The sequence below is a fragment of the Aromatoleum buckelii genome (assembly GCF_012910785.2).
Taxonomy (GTDB): Bacteria; Pseudomonadota; Gammaproteobacteria; order Burkholderiales; family Rhodocyclaceae; genus Aromatoleum; species Aromatoleum buckelii.
Map to the genome: position 1 here is coordinate 72,449 of NZ_WTVH02000001.1, position 21,579 is coordinate 94,027.

A 21,579-nucleotide genomic window follows, 5' to 3' on the forward strand; every position below is an offset into this window, starting at 1 on the left:
CCGTGGAATTGTCGTCCAACAACGTGTTGCAGCGGACACTTGACCCGCCGCCCACTTTTGCTATCGCAAAAGCAGGCATCGTCTCAAGTGCCGCTGAACACAGGCGTTGTGCTTGGATGTCAGCCTGCCATGATTGAACTAATGCAAGCGCTGCTCACTCCCGTCGTCGCCATTACGACGACCTATATCGCGTATCAACAGTACCGGATTCAGAGAGACGAGAGAGCAATGGTCTTGTACGACCGTCGGCTGGCGATATTCAAGGTTGCGATGAGGGTCCTTGATCGTGTGAGAGTTGGCGATTCCTTAACGACCGAAGATGTCTTCTCGTGGGCGTCGTCAGTGGGAGAGGCGCCTTTTCTCTTTGGTAACGAAGTTCAGGCGGTTCTTGACTCAATGTTCGGCGTGCTCTACGAGTTCGCAGTTGAATCAGAGCCGGTGACTAGAGGCAAACCCTATAACTCTTCGTGTGCAGAGCTTGCTCTGGATGTTGAAGCCCTTCGCGGACCGTTAATGAAAGTGCTCTCCCCGTATCTATATCCGTCAGCTCTGCCGCCGCGGCGAAAACGCCGTCTTTCGCCGAAGCAGGTAGAACGGCTGCTTTCTGATGTGGCCTCAAGCAGGGCTGCAGATTCAAGATCAGAGCAAGACATCCCGTTCTGATGATCTGCGCAATCCTGCCCATCCAGTGCTTGCAGCCGACCGCCAAAATGCTGCGCCTTTTGCCGTCGGCTGAAGGCCGTCGTTGAGCGTCTGCTTCGAGCTTTACCGACTGACCGCCAAGGGTCGTGTGCTGCCGAGCGCGTGGCCAGAGCCGGTCGGTCTCGCCGATATCTACCGCAGTGCCGGTGCACGGCCTGAAACCGCACAGAAGCAGCGTGGACTTCTGGGTAGGAAAAGCTTGGCGGCGCGTGCCGCTTCAGCACTTTCGTGGCCGCGAATTTTGGCGACAGAACGACTTTGAATTAGTAAGGCGCAGCGCTGAGCCTTGGCATGAAGCTAACCGCGATGTTCAATTGATCTACACACAATGAATTTCCTCTACCACTACACGAGCCTAAACGGCATCCTTGGAATCCTAAGCAGTCGCCGCATCTGGGCGACACACGCGTCCTATTTGAACGACGCGAGCGAGTTCTTCCACGGCTTATCGTTTGCGAAGCAGCTGGCTGGCGGCATCTTCATGGAGGATGATTATCTCGCAGCGTTTGGATGGGCAGTCCGTCACGGCCTTGAAGCAGTCTCCGCTGATGAACTTTACGTTGCCTCCTTTAGCGAGAAGGCCGACCTTCTTAGTCAATGGCGCGGCTACTGCCCGGCCGGCGCTGGCCTTTGCTTGGGGTTCGATGTTGATCAGCTAAGGACTTTCTGCCAAGGCAAAGGGTACAGGCTGGAACAGTGTATTTATGAGCACAGGGAACAGATTCAGCAGGTTGAGGATCTTGTGAGCAAGTGCTTTGAAGGATTTCCAAAGCCTCGCTTGACTAGATGCGACTTTGAAAATCTTGACTCAAAGAGCAAGGTGGACGCGGAGATCAACTATCGGCTCCGGACATCAGAAGGGTCAGAAAAACCCCAGGCTGACGCCGCTATAGAGCGGCTCTGCGCCGAAATCACCGAGATTGCGCCGCTTTTTAAGAACCAAGGCTTTCATGAGGAGGCAGAGTGGCGCATCGTAGCCAGACATCCGGAAGAGCCCACTAAATTTCGCACTGCTTCGTCCTACTTGGCTCCATACGTCGAGTTAGAAGTCCTTTCTGAACCTGCAGAATCCGCTTTACGCGAAGTCATCATTGGCCCAAATCCGAACCAGAGGCGCTGTGAATCATCCGTAAAGATGTTACTGGCCTCCTTCGGGCTCAGTGAAGTTGAGGTGAAGACCTCGCCTCTGCCATTCAATAGTTGGTGACGTAGCTACTCTACTGTAGCTCGATGATGTCGCAGACGGCTTTGCGCCTCGGGCGTCAGCTCTGACTCGGAGCCTAGGTCGGCTTTGGGTCGAGCCCGACCCGTCGGCGAAGGTCAGAGCTGCGGTTTGAACGAAGTTGGGGACGTCGGGGGGGGGGTCTTGTTACAGGCTGAAGGCGAAGTCCCGGCCATGAGCGGACTTTCGTGCGTACTGAAGGAAAGCGGCCCGTCGGAGCCCAGGTGGGGTGTGCGGCTCTCGTAGGCAGCATCGGGCGCCGGCGACAAGACGGACGAAAGCGGTGTGCGTTCGTACCCGGTGGACATAGGTTTATTCTGTCATTAAGCTGTCATGCTAATGACGGAGCCGTTGGGTGCCGCAATTCATAGGGTGTTATGAATTCAAGTAGCTACAGGATTCCCCGTTCGTTACACGCAGGCAAGCTGGTTGTGACTTCCGGACGGGCTCGATGCTATGCAGCAGACCGAATGTTATGCTTCAGTACTGCCTCCAAAGACAAGGTTCGCTATTCCACATATGCCTATTGACTGCTATCACGGCACGATCGACGCAACCGCCGACGACCTAGTTGATGGAAAGGTCGATATCCGAGTCGGTGGCGGAGAGCTCGGCATGGGCTTCTACACAGGGGAATATCTCTGGGTAGCAAAGTCTTGGGCCGCAAATCGACATGGTCTTAATGGAGCCGTGGTCCATGTTGAGATCGACGATGGAAATTTTTTTGATTTGGAACCACTATTGCTTTCACGTCTCGATGCATTGAAACACAGAGACGAGATCAAGAGTGCGGGAGCGACGCGCACCCACACGTTCAAAGGAAACGTCGTGTCGTCGCCGATTGTCGGTACAACTCGAGTCGACGCCGAGCAATACAAGTTTGAAAGTGAGAAGGCCGAGTCTCTTCTAAACGGCTCAGCTGTCAATCGGAAGAAGGTTTGATGCGTTCTGTCTTCTATCTTTGCCGTAGCCCCCACGACCCTGAGCTATTTCTTTTCGCAAATGAGCTGCCCGAAAACTACTATTCACCAGGACTTTTCGTTGTAGAGGCTATTAACCGACGAGGAATGCTCGGGCCGAACTTTAAGTTTCTAGCGAGACAAGATCGGCAAACTATGAGCCTTGAACTACGTCGTTCAGAAAATGGCAGGGCATATATGGTAGATGCAGGCCATAACGGAACGTTTTACTTCAAGGCAATCGCGTTAGATCGGAAATCACGCTATTCAGGTCAGCGCGGCGACTCGTTCAACGGTATGTCTTTATATCGACTTGAGCCGGCCAACATGAGACAACTCGAGCGAATATGCGCTGATCGCGACTTCTACTTCATCGGCAGTGCTGGAATCGATCCCAATAATGACTAACCTCTCGCTACACCGGAAGGGCTTCGGCCGCCGGCGAAATCAATTCGTTAGCCGACGCAAAATAGCCAACTCAGCCTCAGATTCCTCTGTTGATGCGAAGCGCCAGGTTCGTGTGCCTCTGCATACGCCCCCCCAACAGCGAGGATTTTTTACCAAGCCTCCGGATACGTATGTTGTTCCACACTCATAGCGGCGCTTTCCTCAGTCGAAGAAAACTCTCAAAGAAATAACATAATACTTTTACGGGAAAGCATGACAAAAAATTACAACGCCACCAAGACAGGATTCACTGTAGTTGACTCAGAGACGTTTCACACTCTTCGGGTTCTCTACCAGAACGATACATATCAGGGTCTCGTAGAGATTCCCGAGCAGGGCGAGGTTCTTCCGCTTGCCCCTTGGAGAAAAGGCGAAAACCCCTTTCAGGACGACTATTTATTTGAAGGTGCCGAGACGGGCTTTAGCGATCGCGGAACTTGGTGGTTCACCATACGACCGTCTACTCCGTTTAGCCAGATAATGGCTGAGGTAGAGGCGCTTAACCAAGTTGGCTTTTTCAAGCGACTTCGACGAAAAGATGCTCCAAAGTTGATTGATGTCGTACCAAAACAGACAAAGAGCGGGTATTTGTTCTGGGATATCAACGATGATCTTGGCAAGTCGTGCGAGGAGATCATGCAGAGCACGCCCGAAGTTCAGATGGCTTATGGTTATGCGAGACGGGCGGCAGTCGCGGGAATGTACCTGCAAGGCATCGTAAAAAGAGAGATCTACGATCATGTCTTTGCTGTGTTTAAATCACTTCAGTTGCAAACCGGCCAGACGGTGGACTTTCAAAAGCAGGCGTTTCTGGATTCAATAGACTACATGCAAACTTACAGTCCATTCATAACCAGCTTCTTCGTGAAAACGATGGTTCCGATGGTTCAAGAGTACGAAGGCAGTTCATGTCGAGTTGGCGATGCTAACTTCTTCAAAGCTGTCTTGGATTTGGCTCACTCGTCCGAGGACGATAGTCGGCACAACTGAGTTCCTGCCTAACGTATTTCAATGACAAGCAGTGTTGTAATGATGGCGCCCCGTCGCTCATAGCCATTCTTGACGCGCATCAGGATAGACTTCGATACTCGCTATAGATTCTGTCCAGAAGGGAGCGGGTAATAGACTCGTGGCACAGCAGTCTCAAAGTTTGCAATTCGCAGCAGCCGGGGCATGTCAAGATCGTTGCGGCAATTGAAAAATCCTTGTGAGCCACTTCGGGGCGTCGCTAACACCTTGGTTGAGACGAGGCCCAACGACAAGGCGGCCCGGCCGTTGCCCCCGCCCCTCATCGTGACGTTGAACGTCAGCTTTCCTTTAACGTCAATGACGCCATTGGGTCGAGTCCGGCTGTAGCCAGGCGGGCCAAGCGGTCGCTGAGGCCAACTTCCAGACCTACGGCGGCTCACCGATGCATTTCGGCCATCAAGAGACATAGCGGCTGAGAAATTTCGGCCAACGCGAATGGCGGGTAACCGATCCTGGACCGGTCGGCTGCCTGTCTTCGGAGTCAGACAAGTCATCGGCCTGACCGGCCGTTGGCCTGATGGTCCGTGTCGGGCGGCAATGCGACGGTCACTTGCCGGTCAGCTGCTGAGGGAGCTCATTGACCGCTTGTCACGTCGGGCTACAGCCGGACCCGACTGCAGACCGAACGCGGAGTGCGACCAGCCGGTCGTCGATTCGACACAGCCGCCATTCGGACGGCTAGTTCGCTCCAAGAACAGCCAGGCGACCTACGCGTGGCATGCAACTGAGCCAAAGGAGCCCCAAGCCATGAACAAATTAATCAACGGCGACGTAGGTTATGGCTTTGGGCTTGAAGTAGGGTATCCCTCGCCGTCAATCGGCAGACCAGCGGTATTCGAAGTCCTCCACCTTTAGCGCCGTCGCTTCACTGAGCTTGTTCTTGATCTCAGCTCCGCCCGGCATCATGGGCAACATGTTGAAGTAGTTTCGAATGGCGCCGTTGATCCCAGCAAGGCATCCCTTTGTCTTAACCCAGTTCTGCGGGCTAAAAACGCGGTTGGCCGGTTGTGGTTCGTTCGCGGCCGCTTCGAGAGCCATGTTTAGACTCGTGCCCGCAACCCTCACAATCTCGTCGATCATCCCTGCTTTAGCTGCAGCTTGGTAGGACCTGCTCGGACTCGGCACGCGCTCAGACTGATTGTTGGCAATCGAGAAGCACATACCTATCGCGTAGAGATGATGGTACGGTGCGTACGCCTTCATCGCCAGCAACGTCTCATTGAAGTTCAGGGGGTTGGTGGTAACCCAGTTTTCGAGCACCTTGCTCATCCAGCTGCTGAGGGAAAAAACGTTCTCTGGCTGGTAGTCCTTGTTCTTAAACAGGGTCTCGAAGTACTTATCAAAAATCTTCGTTTCCCCATATGAGAGGTTGGGGCGTTGCGTGTGCCAGGCGACCAAGTTCTTGGCGAATCCAGAGAGGTCGACGACATAGGCGGGGTCTTTCTCTGCCGGCGCAGTCTCCCCTCGCTTTGTACTGAAATATCCGTTCGGGTAACGTAGCTCGTACGCCTTCTTGATCGACAACACCCGCTTATCGTTGCTACGGAGATCTCTCGCCTTCACCGCACTCTGAGAGTTGGTGAAAATCGAAATCTTATCCGCGCGCTCACGTTGCGGGATTTCATAGAAACGGAAAAGAATGAATGCGTCATCGACCTTCTTAACCGTTTCACTACACGACAAAATCGTGTTGAGCGATTGACATCCATTGACGACGCTCAACCCTTTGAGGCTAAGAGTTTCCCCCTCCAACGTCAGTTTGTTGCAGAGCGCCGTGACTCCGTTATGGAAGAAGAAGAAGTCCGAGCGTTTGTCGCCGAGGATTGTGCTTCGAATCCCCTTGTTGACCGCGTTACTCGATCCCAAGCTCTGACGAACATTCTTCTGAAATAACGTACCGTCCTTAATCCCTGGGAGTTTGACGCACTCACTTAGTGGCAGCGCAGCGATCACCACAGGTGTCCCAGCGACCTCGTGGAACATGAATTTGCTGCCCTTAAGCTGCAAATCGTAGTTGAGGCTCGGGTTATCCGTCTCGACCGCGTACTCGTAGCGTCGCCGCAACTCGTCGGGGTCGATGACATGAATTGTTGCGTCAAAGTCGTCTTTTTCGCTGAGTCGAGCAAGCTCCTGTTGAAACGCTTCCAAGTCATGCTTGGCCGCGTCCGTAAGGACTCCGGTAGTAATGAGCTCGAAGGAAACCTCGTAGTCCTCATCCAGCGCCGCGGCGAGTTCTGCGAGTTTCCTTTGCAGCTTTGCATTAGCGACGTTTTGCAGGCGAGCCAAGTCCTTGATCTGCAGCCAAGCCGACAAGACTTCGCGCAACGGTTCGGCGTCCACTACGCCGCCCTGGATGAACTTTCCTTGGACAATGTGAACGAGCGATCTGTCATCGTCAATAACGATGGCGTCAATCTGTTTATCGTTTCCGCCATCGGTGATATCGTCGCGAGTCTCGTTCATGTCGCGAAAAAGGATGTTTCGCAGATACCAAGCGACGAACCGTTGGCCGTCGTTAGAAAACCTCTGCCGAAAATATTCCGACGAATCAATCTGCTGCTTGATCAGCTCGTACACGCCTCTGCCTCCCCCAAAATACTCTTTCCATCGCTTCATTATGGCATGAAGATTGAATGAGGTTCATTCGACCGTGCGAACATCAATGTGAGTCGCATGGACCTTTCCAGGTAGCCCCGAGTGTCCATCTGGGGTGAAATACCTGCTAGATGATGCGTAATAGCCAAGTCGCGGCGTCGGCCGGTGAATTTTAGTCGGCTACCCGATAGGTTTCAGAGTGGAGCCGCCGGTTGAATGGCGGCTATGCCTGATGGGCGACTGGCTGACGTTGGCCGATCCTACCCTCCCGGCGGTTAGCGGCCGCTCGTCGCTTCAGTGGTTTTCGGCGAGCAGCCGAACCACGGTCAGATTTCGATCTGCTCAGAGATCTCCAGGGCATCGTCGACCTCGATGCCAAGATATCGGACTGTGGACGCCAGCTTGGAATGACCCAGTAGGAGTTGAACCGCCCGCAAGTTCTTCGTCCGCTTGTAGATCAGGGTCGCCTTCGTCCGTCGCATGGAATGCGTGCCGTAGGCGGATGGATCCAGGCCGGCCGCTGTCACCCATTGTTCGACGATCCTCGCATACTGGCGGGTGGAGACGTGCGGCGAACGGTGCAGCCTGCTGGGAAAGAGGAAGTCCTCCGGCTTTAGCTTTGCCCTCTCGATCCATGTCGCCACTGCAGCTCGCGTCGGCTCAGTCAGTTCGAACTGGACCGGCCGCTGCGTCTTTTTCTGGACGACCGCCGTGCGGGACAGCACTTGGTTGCCATGCGTCACGTCACGAACGCGCAGGGCGACGAGGTCACATCCGCGTAGTTTGCTGTCGATGGCGAGGTTGAACAGCGCCAGATCCCGCACTTGATGCGCGTTCTGTAGGTGGATGCGGATCGCCCAGATGTCCTTGGGCTTGAGCGGCGCCTTCTGACCCACCAGCTTTCCCTTGTTCCAGGGCTCCCGACGCTCGTAGGATTCCATGTCAGACTATATGGACGCCTCCCGTTTGCCAAAGTCGGTTTTGATGTGTTGGAACAGATCGGCTGCAGTTCTATATCCGGCCTATGGTGCAGACTGGTTTGCCTGCTGGCCCTGATGGAATCCGCTGACCCGCGCCTCATTCTCCTGGAGGACTCGAAGTCCTGTCTGCCATTCAGGCTTGGCGGGTCACGGTCTGACCTGTTTGCCATCACACGGTAATCGACCTTGCGCAACCTTTACGGCGGCCACTCCTTATCAAAGTGGTTGATACCCCCGTCAGTCGCCTATGCCGGCTGACTGACGAATCCCTTTTGGTACGTCCGCTCGTGAGCGAGCATCGCCCAGATCGTGCGCGCCATCTTGTTGGCCAAGGCCACGATCGCTACGTTGAGCGGTCGCCGTTGGCGTAATTCATCTGCCCAAGCGCCCGGATCCTTCGCTGTCGTGAGCACTGCCCGAGCGCCGTGGATGAGCAGCGTGCGCAGATAGGTGTCGCCCCGCTTGCTGATGCCCAAGAGCTTGATACGCCCGCCCGTGCCCGTCTGTCGTGGCACCAAGCCGGCAAAGGCGGCAAATTCCCGCCCGGACTTGAACGCCCTGGCATCGCCCATGATGGCGATCGCAGCCGTAGCGGTCAGGGGGCCGACGCCTGGAATTTCGGCAAGCCGTTTGCAGGCATCGTCCTGCTTGAGCCAGTCTTTGATACGCCGCTCGATCGTGGCGATCTCGGCATCCATCTTCTCGATGCGCGCCCACTGCTCGCGCAGGGTGTCGATGACGATTGCCGGTAGGCGATCGGACAGTCGTGCCACGGCTTGCGTGACGCCCTGCCTGACGGCAGCTTTTCCTTGCGGCATGACTTCGCCGTATTCGGTCAGCAATCCACGCAGGCCGTTGATCTGGGCGGTGCGAAACTTGACCAGTTGGCTGCGCATGCGGTGCAGCGCCAGGACCGCTTGCTGTTCCTCGGTCTTGATGGCGACGGCCTTGATGTGCGGCTGCTGCACCGCCGTCCAGATCGCCCGTGCATCGTGGCGGTCGTTCTTGTTGCCCGTCACGAACGGCTTGACCGCCTTGCCAGGAAGAAGCTTGACCTGGTGCCCTAGCGCCGTGAGCTTGCGCGCCCAGTGCTGCGCCCCACCGCAGGCCTCCATGCCGATCAGGCACGGCTGCCGGTTGGCAAAGTGCTCGAGAAACTTCTCGCGCTTGAGCGGCAAACTCACGATCTCTCCCGTTTCCACGTCGATCCAGTGCAACTGGAACACCCGCTTGGCAATGTCGATGCCGACCACGCTTTTGCTAGCATTCATTTCGGACCCTCCGGTTTGCCTGTGAAGATCTTCGTATCTTCCACCTTGGGCACTTCGATGCCGTCGGCCCGTGAGGGTCCGCCTCTCATTCGACTACCGGCGCAGAGTTATCCACGGCGCCGGGCGCCGCAGGTCCCTCTATCACCGAAGGCGACCGGCGCGGTGGGTAACTCGGTTTCAGCGCTCACGAGGCGGGAGGCGTCCATTCCATTCTCCTTTGCTGTCGATCGGAATCTGATTGTTCACCGCCGAGCGGCCGACCGCTTACAGGGAGAGCCGCCAACTCGTGCTGCCGGCCATGAGCCGTCCCTAGCCACCCAATCCGGATAGCGGTCATCCGGGCGCGGCGGTATGCTCTCTGCCCATGCGCCAGCTGGGCCGCATGAGCCTACTAAGCTCTTGGCTCCTGCCATTCCTGTCTTGTTATCTTGCCTTACGCGTGGTTCCTATATCTAAACAGTAACTTGCAGGACATGCTATCCGGCATTCCGATGTTATGCGGCTGAACTGTCGCCAGAAAACAAAGTTAGACGTCATCAATGCCGACCTCACTCACCTCAATCCTTGCCTCTCTTGACAAAGGGTGGGCTACGCTCATTGCCGCCAGCCTTGCTGCGCTCGTCTCCATAGTGAGCGTCATCATCTCAGTTGCCGCCTCGCGTTCTCAAGCAAAGTTGGCAGCGCGCCTAACGGATTCCACAAACCTCAGTAAGGAAGCCCGCGAGTACCGGCTGAAGCAGCTGACCAGCTTTTACGACCCCGTCTACACGCTTCTCGCGGCCAACAAATCGATCTTCGAGAGAATCGGCCCAACGTCGCCCGCGCGAGGAGAGCAGAAGTTCAATGACGAGGAGACCGCAGAGGTCTGGCAGAAGCTCTCCAACGAAGTTGTCGTTCCCAACAACAACCGGATATGCGAAATCATTCAGGCAAATCTGCACTATCTCGCCGAGTCCGATGATGAGGCAATCTATCTTGAATTCCTAACGCATGCTCATGCGTACCAAGTTTTTAAGCAGAGTGCCTACGAGGCGTACCGGCTGTTCCCATTTCCAAAAGATTTCTTTGAGGCGGTGAAGAGATATAGTCAAGACTGGTGTATGACCAGATCCTGATAGAAGGGCTTGATGAGGCGGCGTGCCTCTGCTGAGAATTGAGTTGTCGAGACCAAATTTTCAGCAACCACGGAGGCGCGCCTTGAAGAAGGATACGAGTGAGCAGTCGGTTGAGCAATCGGAAGTGGGGCTGTCGCTGGAGGAGCTGATCCGGCGCGGCGCGCGGGATCTCATCGAGCGGGCGATTGAAGTGGAGGTGCAGCAGTTGTTGGCCGAGTACGAGAACGTGCGGATGCTGGGCGGGAGCCGAGCGGTGGTCAGAAATGGCTACCTGCCGGCACGCGAGGTGCTCACGGCGGTCGGCAACGTCGAGGTGCGGGTACCCAAGGTGCGTGACCGCTCGGGCGCTGGGGTGAAGTTCAATTCCGCCTTGGTGCCGCCGTATGTTCGCCGCTCGGCGCGGGTGTCGGCGGCGTTGCCGTGGCTGTACCTGAAGGGCATCTCGACGGGCGACATGCGCGAGGCGCTCACCGTGCTGCTCGGCGATGAGGCCAAGGGCCTCTCCCCCAACGTGGTGAGCCGCCTGAAGGCCGAGTGGGCGAGCGACTACGCCGGCTGGATGAAGCGGGATTTGTCCGGCAGCCGCTACGTCTATTGGTGGGCCGACGGCGTGCACACCAGCCTGCGCGGCGAGGACGATGCCCGCCAGTGTCTGCTGGTCGTCATCGGCGTGCGGCTCGACGGCACCAAGGAACTGGTCACGATCGGCGACGGGCACCGCGAATCGAAGGCGTCCTGGCTCGAGTTGCTGCGCGACCTCAAGGCTCGTGGCCTCGAAGTCGGTCCGCGCCTGGCAGTAGGCGACGGGGCGCTGGGCTTCTGGGGGGCGCTCGACGAGCTCTACCCCGAAACCCGCCGGCAGCGCTGCTGGGTGCACAAGAGCGCCAACGTGCTCAACGCGCTGCCCAAGAGCCTGCAGGCCAAGGCGAAGGCGCAGCTCCACGAGATCTGGATGGCCCCGACGCGCGCCGCGGCCGTGAGCGCCTTCGAGCGCTTCGTCGAGAGCTACCAGGCGAAGTACCCGAAGGCGGCCGACAAGCTCGTCAGGGATCGCGACGCGCTGCTCGCCTTCTACGACTTCCCGGCCGAGCACTGGATTCACCTGCGCACGACCAACCCGATCGAGTCGACTTTCGCCACCGTGCGTCACCGCACTACCCGCACGAAGAACTGCGTGTCGCGCTCGAGCTTCCTCGGTCTCGCCTTCAAGCTCGTGCAGGAAGCCGAGAAATCCTGGCGGCGGATTCGCGGCGTTGAGCGCATTGCCGAACTGATGGGCGGCGTCGTCTTCAAGGACGGCGAACCCGTGAAAGACGAAGAGCACGAACAGCAGCGGCTCGCCGCCTGATCAGCCATGCCGGACGGGTCCATACACCAGAATTGACTTTAGCTCGGCGGTGAAGGCTGGCAGGTCTGGGCTGCGCGCGGGTCTTGCGGAGAACCATCGTCAATCTCTATAGCGAGGGATCAATGGCACTGTTTCACTCTCTCATGCGCTACAAGAACAAGAAGCGCATCGAATCCTTCGATATGCATGGCGACAAGAAGGCGACCGTAAGACTCGCAAGTCTCAGGTCCTTTGTGGTTTACATGTCTAGCGACTACATCATTGGCGAAGCTGAGATTCGAGAAGCTGCTGAAGCGCCAAGCGCAAAGGTCGTTGTCTACAACGACTGGGACAACATCGGGCAAGGCGCCTTTCGCGAAGCACAGCGCCTCGGCATGGAAGTACACAAGTTCGGGGCTTTTGGTCATCGACTCGATGAACTCAACGCGGACATCTGAAGTCTTCGATTGGCTTCTATTTCACTGCCACGCAGACCTAGCTCTCCAACTCTACGTATACGGGTCTTTCTTGAACACTCCCGAGGGCGCGGCTGATGTGGATCTATTGGTGATCTATCCGGAAGGACAGGCTTTGACAGCCGCAGTTGACCGCCGTGTGCTTGAGTCCAAGTTCAAAGACAGATTCGGAATTCCACTGCACGCAATCTATCTGTCTATGCGTGAAAAATCGGAAGAGGCCGATTTCATTCAGCGGCTACTCGCAGTCTCCCAGCGTCTGCGCTGAATGCCGTCTAACCCTCCCAGCGAGAGGACGTCACCCGGCAAGCCGGGCGCCGCCTCTCATGTCAAACGTTGAATGACAGCTTCCCTAAAAGCTCAACGGCAGCAACGGGTCGGAAGTTCGAGTTCATCGGGCGGGCAAGCGGTCATTGACCATGGGCGGCGGCTGAGCGACGGGTATCCCGCTCATTGCCGCCCGATACCGAACACAAGGCCAACGGCAGGTCAGGCCGATTATGCAAAGTCCACGATTATGGAAAGTAGCGAGCCGTCGGACACGCCAACCGCCGACAGGCAGCGGAAGGCGTGCGACGCGAGGTTTGCATAATTACAGTGCTCGAAGGAAGTCGATCAGTGAGTCGGGCGCCCGATAGCGCTGGATCTTGGCCTCCGGTTCCTGCAGTCGCGCCAGGGCGCGTTCCTTCATCGCCAAGTCGGCCTCAACGTAATGGTGCGTGGTGACAGGACTCTCGTGACCGAGCCAAAGCGCGATCACGCTGACATCGACGCCGGCCTGCAGGAGGTGCATTGCGGTGGTGTGGCGAATGGTGTGGGGCGAGATGCGCCGACCGGCCAAATCGGGGTGAGTTGCGGCCGCAGCTTGGACTGCGAGCGCGAGGCGTTGAGCGACATTGACGCGCGTCATCGCATGCCCGTTGCGGTTCGGCAGTAGCGCCGACGTGGCCTGGAATTGCGGATTCAGCCGCAACCAGGCCCGGATCGCCTTGACCGTCGAGCGCCACAGCGGAACGCTGCGTTGCTTGCGCCCCTTGCCATGCAGATGGACGCAGGCGGCGCCCTCGTCGAGCACGACATCGCCAACCTGGACGTGGAGCATCTCCGAGACGCGTGCCCCTGTGTTGTAGAGCATCAGGATCAGCACGTGGTCTCGGCGGCTCAGCCATGTGTCATCGGGCGTGCCGATCACTGCAAGCATTTCCTTGCGGGACAGGAAGCCGAACATCGGACGCTCGAAGCGTTTCACGGGCACGCCCAGCGCGCGCTCGATCACCTGCAGCGATGAAACATCCCGGTGGGCGGCAAACTTCAGGAACGATCGCAGGGCGGCCAGGCGCGCGTTACGGCTGCGAACCGAGTTGTTCCGCTCGTGCTCCAGATGATCCAGGAAGGTCACGATCAGATCCGGCGTGATGTCGGCCAGCGCCATCGCCGTCGGAGACTTGCCCAGCCGGGACTGCGCAAACGCCAGAAACAACATGAAGGCATCGCGGTAGGCCGAGATGGTCCGCGGGCTGAGGGCGCGCTGCTGCGTCAGATGTTCGGCGAAGTAGGTTTGGACAAGGGCGGCAAATGACGGTGGCGCTGCGGATGGCTGGCTCCTACTCATCGCCGACTCCCGGGAAATCGGCGAACTGCTCGAACTTGCTGCCGGCGAGCGCCATCAGCTCGGGTACGGCCGTCAGATACCAGTACGTGTAGAAGATCTCGGCATGCCCCATGTAGGTCGAGAGCGCGAGCATCATCTGATCGACATCGGTGCCTTCGGCATGCCAGAGCATCACACGACGGACAGCGAAGGTGTGGCGCAGGTCGTGCAGCCGCGGGGCGTCGTGTGCGCCGCGATTCACCCAAGCAAGGCTGTCGCGCAAGGCATTGAAGACGCGATGAACCTGCCGATCCCCAAGTGGTTGCCCCAATCGCCGGCCACGGCTGCCGATGAAGAACGGCGCCTCGGCGGTGATCGGAACCTGCCGCACGCGCTGACGTCGGTAGCGTGCCAGTGCCTCGACGGTGCTCGGATGCAGGGGCAACTGGCGCGACTTGGCAAACTTCGTCTGCCGGACGGTCAGCATGCCGTGCTTGAGATCGACATCGGCATCGCGCAAGTGAATCGCTTCGGAAACGCGCAGCCCGGTCGAGGCCATCAGGCCGAACAGGGTCTCGAAGGTGACCGGACGCAAGCTGCCGCAAGGTCCGAGCCTGCGGGCGGCCGCCAGCAGTTCGACGATCTCCTCATCGCGATAGATGTGGGGCGCCACGCGCCCGGGCTCGGGGCCGAAGGTCGATGCGTCCGGAATCTCGGTGGCCGGCTCGAACTGCTTCAGGTAACGGATGAAGTGCAGCAGCCTGGCCAGACGGCATGACCAAGTCCACGGTGATCCTTTGCCCCCTTTGCCTTGGCGCACCCAGTCGATCATGAGCGCGGCAGTCAGCGGACCATGGTGACGCCGAGTGGCAACGAAGCGCGCAAACCCGGCCAGAAACGTACCCCGTGATCGCAACTGGAACCCGAGGCGCCGGCGTTCGGCGAGATAGTCGTCAATCCTCGTCTGCAAGCTGGCGCGCGCGCTCACGATTGGCTCCCGGGCCAAGGCAGTGGCACGGTGAACAGCTTTGGCGTGTCGAGCTTGGCGTAGATCAGGGTGGAGTTCAGCGACCGGTGGCGCAGGACATCGGCAACCTCCTTGAGGGAGCTGCCGTTCTCAACCAATCGGCAGGCCAGCGTGTGGCGCAACGCATGCGCGCCACAGGACGGCAGGCCGATTCGTCGACAGGCACGCTTGATCACGTTCTGAACGGCGGCCGACGTGATGGGCCGGTCGCACGAACCCGAGCGTCGGACGAAGACCGCGGGATGGCTGCTGGCGGGGCGTTCATGCTGCAGATAGTCCGCCAGCGCCTGTCCGGTCTCCATCGGCAAGGGCAGGATGTCTTGCCGGCGCGACTTCGTGCCCCGCAGGGTCACGGTGCCGGTGCGCCAGTCGATGTCGCCGATCATGAGATGGGCGATCTCGCAGGAACGCAGCCCCAGGTCCAGCGCGCAACGGACGATCGCATAACCCCGTTTCGGCCAGCGATGGACGGCGGCAAATGCGGTCAGCAGCCGGCAAACTTCATCCGGCTTGAGTGCTCGTGGCAAGGACGCCAGTTTCCAGTGGACAGGCGTCGAGATGACCGCCATCAGCTTGCCGACCTGATCGCCGCAGGTCGTCCGGTAGCGGAAGTAACTCCGCAGCGCCGATGTCACTTGAGATGCGTAGGAATGCGACTGCTGCGGATTCAGTTCCTTGGCAAGGAACCGACGCACGTCGTCTGGGCGCAGCCTGGAAATGTCGATCGGCTGCCCTACAAATTTCTGTCGCAAGAGACGTCCGACGACGCGGCCACAATTGCGGCGGGTCCCCACCGCCAGTCCGCGTACATCGCACAAATACACGTCGTAGCGACGCAATTCCTCGGCGGCATGATCCGGGGTCGCGGTCGATGGCTGCGCGCTCGGCACAGCCTCATGCAAGGGAATGTGGTTCATAACGGCCTCCTGAAGTGGAACTACCACTTCAGGAAACCGCGGAAATTATGTCGACCCCGTGGCCGTCTCCAAATCCGGCGGGCCCCTTCCAGCCTGCCTCTTCGCTTCAACCACGCCGACTACTTTCCATAATCGAGGGCTTTGCATAATCGGGCTTATGGAAAGATTTCCATAAGGCCGAGCTGCTGTCTGTGGGCGCCCCCTCGGATCGCCTGCTCGAGTCGGAAACCTGTCGTTGAACCTCGAAGGCGATGAATGACGGCAGTGTTTAATACCACCAGTTCGATGAACCGAAGACCCGCCGGTCTACGGTGTTGAGCGTCGTGCGGCAGCTGCGAGCATGCGCTGCTGCCGCAGCCACGATCAGGTAACGGCTGTCCTCGAGCGGCTCCTCGTGGGTCTCGACGCACAGCGCGCGAATGAGGCGCAGGCAGGATTCGACGTTCGGGAAGATGCGCACGACGTGCGTTCGTCGCTTGATCTCCTCATTGGGCCGCTCGAGCATGTTCGTGCTCTCCCAATGCTTGCGGTGGACGCGGGACAGCGGTAGAAGCGGAGAGTCTCGCCGATGTTCGCCTCGACACAGTCGACGAGCCTCCGATACTTGCCTTGCGATTTGGCGATCCAGTCCGAGAGTTGCAGCGGCGTCATTCGTTCGCCGCGCTGGTGAAAGTGATCTGGCGCGGCAAATACGCACATGGGCGCGTGGATCGTGGCAGGGTCGGTTGCGCGGCTTGAGTCGCCGCGGCCGCAGCGACCGGCGCCTGCATCGTTGGTGTCGAAGGCGCTGCTACGCCCTCTTTCGTTACGTCGAGGGTGACAAACCGGGCTTCCAACCAATCCGCCCATTTCCCCGCCTTCTCCATCAGGTCGGCGCGATAGATCGCATTGAACTGCGGTGTGCGCGAATGGTAGTTCGCGGCTCGCGTCCAGATGTCACCCTTGTCGTTGTGCAGGTGCATCCGCAGCCGCCAGGCGGCCAGATCGAACGAGTAGCAGCCGGCGGCCGCTACATCGTTCGCCGTGATGCCGTACCGCTCCAGTTCGCGCAGGTACGCGGTATTGAACTGCATCGGGCCTACGTCATGGGTGCCGTTCGTGTTGCGAACCCACTGGCCCGGTTTGCCGCCCTCTTTCTCGGCGACTGCCAAGACGATGTTGGCGGGCACTTCATACTTCACGGCAGATGAGACTGAGCACACGATGCGCTCTTGCTCCAGCGGGGGTAGATCCGCAACGAACGGCAGCACCATTAGGTGCCTCCCCACCAATAGTTCCGGTGCTCCGCTTCCGGACGGGCGTTATATTCCGTCAGGGCACGTTCGTAATCCTTCGCTTCAACCCAATATCCGCCGTTCTCCGGCAGCCCGACATAGATGGGCTTGGTCTGGCTGAAGTCGGTGTAGGCGTGGTCTGTGTAAATCACGCAGTAGTCGGGCATCCTGTTGCCGATATAGATCTCGCCGCCGTCGCCGCTGGTCGACATCTGCAGCGCGCTGTTCAGCGAGGCCGCATCGCATCGGCCGGCGCTGCGCGAGATCGCTCGTACCAGGGTCGACATTTGCGGCGTTTGGTTGGCGACCGGGCACTTGTTCAAGAAGCCGAGCCTCGCCTCGAGCGTGTCCGACAGTTTCTTTTTCTTGATACGGAAATAGTGATCCAAGGAGGGAGTGCACTCGCTCGGCCGCTGCCCGGTGGAGAGGCACAGAATGGCCTCGCAGGCAAGGCGGGTATCGCCGGAAAGCACGTCTGCGTCTTGGGCACTGACCGAGCCGGCCCCTGCGCCCATGGCCACCACGGCGGCCATCCCAAACAGGTTCTTCTTCATTCTTCGATTCTCCTTGCTCATGCGAATTTGGTGCCTCGGTTCGCAAACGCAGCGACTTCTGCCGCCACGTCGGCATCGCTGGTGCTGGCACCCGCGAGATTGTTTCCCCCGAACGTCGGCATCGATTCGATGGCGCTCCCTGCCTCATCTTTCGCACTCCCGGCCTGGATGGCGGCGGCGATCTTGCCCCCCGTGGTTTCGGCGATGCGATCCATCGCGGCATCCCTGATGCCAGCCATCTTTTCCTTTGCTACCTGTGCCGTGCCTTTCGCCAAGTTCGCGGCTGCATCGGCGGCGAACAACCCCGCTTTCCCGGCCGAGGGCCTCAAGCCTCCGGAGCTTCGCTGCGGCCCTCCTTCTGCCTTTCCGGCGCCGCCCGTTCCTGCGTTGGCCTTGGATTCGCTAGCCTTGCCTTGCTCCTGATCGAACTTCCCTTCTTCTTTGCCCTTGGCGTCCCCACCCTGCCCCTCGGCCTTCACTCCCGAGTTGCCTCCTAGGGCTTGAACGCTGCCGGATGATGCGAAGCCGGCCGCTTGGGCGAATGGCGTGCTGCCGGTGCTTTCCTCACCCTTACCTCCGCCTCCGCCCCTCCCACGCCACCGCCACCGCCACCCCACATGCTGGTGAGCGCGTCAGAGCCGGATTGGACGTTCTCGCTGGCCTTGGAGAAGGCCGCCATCACGGCTTGTGCACCACCGGCCGCGTTCGCGGCACCTGCAGCCAACATCGCGCCTCCCGTCGCCGCTGCTGCTGCCGCCATGCCCGCGGCGCCGACCGCAGCGCCAGCTCCGAAGCTGCCAATGCCGGCGTGCCCGACACTGGCGCCAGTGATGATTCCGGATACGAGGCTTGGGAGCTTGTTGACCAGCGATAGCAGGATTACGGAAACAATCAACATGACCCCCATTTCCTTGATGGTCATGCTTTCGCTCATCCTTCCGTAGTAGTCATCGAGGAAGGTTTTACCGATGCCGACGATCAGCACCATCGCGAGCAGTTGAGCCGCCACGCCGAGGACGGTCTTGTAGTAGTTGATCGCCATGTCGGAGGTCCACCGGGAGCCGCCGAAGCCTAGGAAGAAGATTCCCGCATACGCCAGAATCCAGCCGGAGACCAGCAGTAGCAGCATGTTGACGCCGACTAGAGCGAGGATCACCAAGATGGCTGCGGCGATGCTGATCCCTACGGCGCTATTCACTGGCGACCACAGCGACGATTGGTCGATTACCTTGTCGAAGATCTCAAACCCTACATCTACGATCCCGGATGGGGAAAGGCCGATGCTGAGTCCAGTTGCATTGCCGCCGATCTGCCGCAAGCTATCCATGATCGATTTGGCGAAGTTCGGGCCGTTGGTCAAGAGCCACCAGAAGAAGCCGGTGAAGATCGTGAAGCGGACGAACTCCGCGAAGAACTCCCCAATGTCGGCCTTGCGCAACGCCATCATGCCGAACGTCCAAACCATCGAGATCACGACTAACAGCCAGAACAACCATGACGCGGAATTGATGATGGTGGCAGCCCAGCCGCTCGCGGCTGTCTGGTAGCGCGTCAGTACGTTATCGAGCACGTCCGCGTTGTCGATGGCGGCATGAGCATCCAGCGCAAAGAGTGCCAGCCACAGCGGCAATAGCAGAGGAAGGGCTTTGGAGGTGACTGGCAGTCTCATGGTCATTCCCTCAATAGGTCTTTCCGGAGCTAGACTTGAAGTCGCCACGACGAGCGCAGGCATCGGCAAACGCCTGCCGTGCTTTCTCGTCCTGGATCTTCTTGATGTTCTCCAGCTTGCAGTTCTCATCGTTAACCACCGGCATTTCCTCCTTCTTCGGTTCTTCCGAGGCATCCGGCGCGCAGCCAGTCACGAGGGCCCCCACAAGGGCGGCCGCTGTCAGGGTCAAATTGCGATTCATCCACCTATGCTCCTTTACCAGGTCTGCCCGGAGCTGGCCCGATAACTGCCACGACGGAATTGTTCATCCGCTGCGATAGTCTGTGCCTCCCGGTCGGCCTCGGCCTGCATGCGGGTCGCAATTGCGTTCTGCTGGGCGATCAACAGCCCCCGTATCTGCAAGAGCTGATGGGCTTGCTGGCTGGCGAGCTGGTTGGCATAACCGAGCGCTTGCATCTGGCCGCTGGCGCCTTGAGCGCTGGATTGCAGTTGTTCCAGCGTGCGGGCGTCGGCCTTGAGGGCTTCCTGTTGCCTGTCGAGGCCACGGAAAAGCGCGTCGTTGGCCTTTTTCTGCGATTCGGAGGCCAGGCGTCGGTTCTCGTTCATGGCCGTCCGCTCCGTATCGCTGCACCCAGCGCCGGAGAAGCACGGGGAGCCCCGGTAATAGGCGACGTCCTGGAATTTGCCCAAGTAGGCATCGACGCTGCCGAGCTGTGTCTTGTAGTAGTTCAGCGTGTCGACGGCGGTCATCAGGCCGTTGATGGTCGATTGCGCGCGATCCCAAATGTAGGCGGCTGGTGCCATCGTGTTTTGAATCTGGTTCTCGTACTGCTGTAGTTGCGTTTGATACTGCTCGATCTGCTTGAGCGTCTGGGCAACGCTCTCGATTGCCGTCATGATGGTTTGCGAGAGGTTCGCGGCGTCGATGACCGGAATCCCGGCGTGCGCCGCGAGCGGGCCTGCGGACAGAGCAACGACCAGGGTGGCTTTAGCGGCTAAAAACTTCATCTTCATAGGTGCTTCTCCTTCGCGTCAGTAATCGAACGATCGGTACGGCTTTGAAAAAGTCATGTCCCTGGTGACGATGACGTTAAAGCGGTAGCCCGGGCGGATTTCCAGCGTTGGTGCGATGTTCAGGTTCTTGGCGATCATCTGTGCCGTGACTTGGCCGAGCTGTTGCCCGAGGGCTTCGCTCAAGGCATCGCTCGCGCGCTGCGAGTCACCGGTGCTGTTGCCGTTGTCCTGGCTCAAGGTGAAGCCGGCCGTTACGGCCGACATGAGGAAAGCCGACGCGAACGTGCGGAAGTAGTGGTTGTTCACCTGGTCGTTGAAGCCGGCATAGCCGGCGCTGTCGGCGCCCGGCATCGCGCCGATATCCATCGCCTTTCCGTCGGGGAAGACAATGCGCTGCCACGCCACCAGCACGCGTGCCTGACCGTGGGCAACATCGCTGGAGTACGTCCCGACCAGGCGCGAGCCTTGCGGGATCAGCAGGTGCCGCCCGGTCGGGGTGTCGTAAACATGCTGCACGACTTGGGCCATGATCTGGCCCGGCAGGTCTGAGTTGATCCCGGAAATGAGTGTGGCGGGCACGACGAACCCGGCCCGCAGCTCGAACGGCGTGTGGGGCGCCTCGGGCTGAGAGTCCATCGCCCAGCGGTCCCCCTGCCCTGCTTTCCCGAATTGCGCGATGTTGTTGCGACCACCTGTCGAAGTCCGGACCGGTTGCGACGCATCGCTGCCGCCGGCCGCCGGGTTGGTCGCCCCGGTGTTGAGGTTGCTGCGAATTTGTGCCAGGCGCGCTTGATACGCGGCAGTCGGATCTTCGCTGCGCGCGCCGTCCGCCTGCTGTCGCACGCCGGCAAGCCGTGCCAGCATTTCTTCGCGCGATTGCGGCATGCCGGCTGCACCCCCGGGCGCGGAGGCAGCGCTACGCGGGGCCACCATCTGCACCCCGCTTCGCGCCTTGGCCGCTTCCTCGAGCCGTTGGAGCTTCGCCATACGAATGCGGTCGGCCTCGTCGTCGCGCTCGGGCTGCTGTAGCCGTCCGCTCGCAGCCGGCGGGCTCGGTGGGACGTCCAGGTTTTCGGGGCGGGCGATCAATAGCGGCTCGCTGGCTGGGGCCGCGTCGATCTCCGGCGGGACCAGTTGCGACGCCGGCTGAATCATCCCGCCCGTCTGCTCGCCGGCAATCTCCTTGGCGAACATCGACGTGTTGCCGGCTTTTTCGGCGGTACCGGTTGCCGGTGCGTTCTGCTTGGCGGCGCGGTCTGCTGCCACCAGCATCATGACCACCAGAAAAGCAACCATCACCCCTCCCAGCAGGTACATGGGCAGATTGTTGACCCGACGCACGCCTGACTTCTTCGACACTTGGCCGGGCGAGGCCTCCGGTGCCATTTGATCGGCTGTTTCGCTCATCAG

Annotated in this window: 20 protein-coding genes and 2 pseudogenes; 9 read left to right on the forward strand and 13 right to left on the reverse strand. The window is 59.2% G+C overall.

Annotation, left to right across the window (positions count from 1 at the left end; translation table 11 throughout):
• Positions 1–141 precede the first annotated feature (141 nt).
• The 5 genes from GO608_RS00365 (at position 142) to GO608_RS00385 (ending at position 4,320) form a co-directional block, all read left to right on the forward strand.
• Positions 142–663, forward strand: a complete 522-nt coding sequence (locus GO608_RS00365) for a hypothetical protein (protein WP_169200458.1) — start codon at positions 142–144, stop codon at positions 661–663.
• A gap of 367 nt (positions 664–1,030) precedes the next feature.
• Positions 1,031–1,909: a DUF2971 domain-containing protein gene (locus GO608_RS00370; protein ID WP_169200459.1), complete on the forward strand. Its 879-nt coding sequence runs from the start codon at positions 1,031–1,033 to the stop codon at positions 1,907–1,909.
• A 471-nt stretch (positions 1,910–2,380) separates the two neighbouring features.
• Positions 2,381–2,866, forward strand: coding sequence for a hypothetical protein (locus GO608_RS00375; protein WP_169200460.1), 486 nt, complete (start codon positions 2,381–2,383; stop codon positions 2,864–2,866).
• Positions 2,866–3,291 carry a hypothetical protein gene (locus GO608_RS00380; RefSeq protein WP_169200461.1) on the forward strand — a complete coding sequence of 142 codons (426 nt, stop codon included), beginning with the start codon at positions 2,866–2,868 and terminating at the stop codon, positions 3,289–3,291. Before GO608_RS00375 ends, GO608_RS00380 begins: the two co-directional genes overlap by 1 nt.
• A 252-nt stretch (positions 3,292–3,543) precedes the next feature.
• Positions 3,544–4,320: a hypothetical protein gene (locus GO608_RS00385; protein WP_169200462.1), complete on the forward strand. Its 777-nt coding sequence runs from the start codon at positions 3,544–3,546 to the stop codon at positions 4,318–4,320.
• An 852-nt stretch (positions 4,321–5,172) separates the two neighbouring features.
• Here GO608_RS00385 and GO608_RS00390 read toward each other — a convergent pair.
• The 3 genes from GO608_RS00390 to GO608_RS00400 form a co-directional block, all read right to left on the reverse strand.
• The gene (locus tag GO608_RS00390) at positions 5,173–6,936 is read right to left on the reverse strand and encodes an AIPR family protein (protein ID WP_211159627.1); all 1,764 of its coding nucleotides are present in this window, start codon (positions 6,934–6,936) and stop codon (positions 5,173–5,175) included.
• Between the two features lie 344 nt (positions 6,937–7,280).
• On the reverse strand, positions 7,281–7,895 hold the full coding sequence (locus tag GO608_RS00395; protein ID WP_169200464.1) for a tyrosine-type recombinase/integrase: 615 nt from the start codon (positions 7,893–7,895) through the stop codon (positions 7,281–7,283).
• A gap of 284 nt (positions 7,896–8,179) precedes the next feature.
• Positions 8,180–9,205: an IS110 family RNA-guided transposase gene (locus GO608_RS00400; protein WP_169200465.1), complete on the reverse strand. Its 1,026-nt coding sequence runs from the start codon at positions 9,203–9,205 to the stop codon at positions 8,180–8,182.
• Between the two features lie 539 nt (positions 9,206–9,744).
• Between GO608_RS00400 and GO608_RS00405 the strand changes: the two genes are divergently transcribed.
• From GO608_RS00405 to GO608_RS00420, 4 genes are all read left to right on the forward strand, one after another.
• A complete protein-coding gene (locus tag GO608_RS00405) occupies positions 9,745–10,320 on the forward strand; it encodes a hypothetical protein (RefSeq protein WP_169200466.1) in 576 nt (191 codons plus the stop codon).
• An 82-nt stretch (positions 10,321–10,402) separates the two neighbouring features.
• Positions 10,403–11,668, forward strand: a complete 1,266-nt coding sequence (locus GO608_RS00410) for an IS256-like element ISAzo34 family transposase (RefSeq protein ID WP_169200659.1) — start codon at positions 10,403–10,405, stop codon at positions 11,666–11,668.
• A gap of 122 nt (positions 11,669–11,790) precedes the next feature.
• Entirely contained in the window at positions 11,791–12,105 is a 315-nt protein-coding gene (locus tag GO608_RS00415) for a hypothetical protein (RefSeq protein ID WP_169200555.1), read from the forward strand.
• Between the two features lie 70 nt (positions 12,106–12,175).
• On the forward strand, positions 12,176–12,391 hold the full coding sequence (locus GO608_RS00420; RefSeq protein WP_169200554.1) for a hypothetical protein: 216 nt from the start codon (positions 12,176–12,178) through the stop codon (positions 12,389–12,391).
• A gap of 324 nt (positions 12,392–12,715) precedes the next feature.
• Here GO608_RS00420 and GO608_RS00425 read toward each other — a convergent pair whose 3' ends face one another.
• The 10 genes and pseudogenes from GO608_RS00425 to GO608_RS00470 form a co-directional block, all read right to left on the reverse strand.
• On the reverse strand, positions 12,716–13,735 hold the full coding sequence (locus GO608_RS00425; protein WP_169200553.1) for a tyrosine-type recombinase/integrase: 1,020 nt from the start codon (positions 13,733–13,735) through the stop codon (positions 12,716–12,718).
• On the reverse strand, positions 13,728–14,702 hold the full coding sequence (locus GO608_RS00430) for a tyrosine-type recombinase/integrase (protein ID WP_169200552.1): 975 nt from the start codon (positions 14,700–14,702) through the stop codon (positions 13,728–13,730). The genes GO608_RS00425 and GO608_RS00430 overlap by 8 nt, the downstream gene beginning before the upstream one ends.
• The gene (locus tag GO608_RS00435; protein WP_169200551.1) at positions 14,699–15,658 is read right to left on the reverse strand and encodes a site-specific integrase; all 960 of its coding nucleotides are present in this window, start codon (positions 15,656–15,658) and stop codon (positions 14,699–14,701) included. The genes GO608_RS00430 and GO608_RS00435 overlap by 4 nt, the downstream gene beginning before the upstream one ends.
• Before the next feature lie 391 nt (positions 15,659–16,049).
• Positions 16,050–16,355 (reverse strand): annotated as a pseudogene (locus tag GO608_RS19600) (transposase); the annotation flags it as partial.
• Positions 16,306–16,905 carry a lysozyme family protein gene (locus GO608_RS00445; RefSeq protein ID WP_247002723.1) on the reverse strand — a complete coding sequence of 200 codons (600 nt, stop codon included), beginning with the start codon at positions 16,903–16,905 and terminating at the stop codon, positions 16,306–16,308. The pseudogene GO608_RS19600 and the gene GO608_RS00445, both read right to left, overlap by 50 nt.
• 5 nt (positions 16,906–16,910) lie before the next feature.
• Complete coding sequence (locus GO608_RS00450; RefSeq protein ID WP_169200549.1) at positions 16,911–17,486, reverse strand: TrbM/KikA/MpfK family conjugal transfer protein; 576 nt, start codon at positions 17,484–17,486, stop codon at positions 16,911–16,913.
• Positions 17,487–17,503: 17 nt separating this feature from the next.
• A pseudogene (gene trbL, locus GO608_RS00455) lies at positions 17,504–19,155 on the reverse strand (P-type conjugative transfer protein TrbL).
• Between the two features lie 10 nt (positions 19,156–19,165).
• Positions 19,166–19,396, reverse strand: a complete 231-nt coding sequence (gene trbK / locus GO608_RS00460) for an entry exclusion lipoprotein TrbK (protein WP_169199866.1) — start codon at positions 19,394–19,396, stop codon at positions 19,166–19,168.
• Positions 19,397–19,410: 14 nt separating this feature from the next.
• Positions 19,411–20,169: a P-type conjugative transfer protein TrbJ gene (gene trbJ / locus GO608_RS00465; protein ID WP_169199867.1), complete on the reverse strand. Its 759-nt coding sequence runs from the start codon at positions 20,167–20,169 to the stop codon at positions 19,411–19,413.
• A gap of 18 nt (positions 20,170–20,187) precedes the next feature.
• Positions 20,188–21,576 (reverse strand): TrbI/VirB10 family protein, encoded by a 1,389-nt coding sequence (locus tag GO608_RS00470; protein WP_169199868.1) that lies wholly within the window; start codon positions 21,574–21,576, stop codon positions 20,188–20,190.
• Positions 21,577–21,579: the final 3 nt, after the last annotated feature.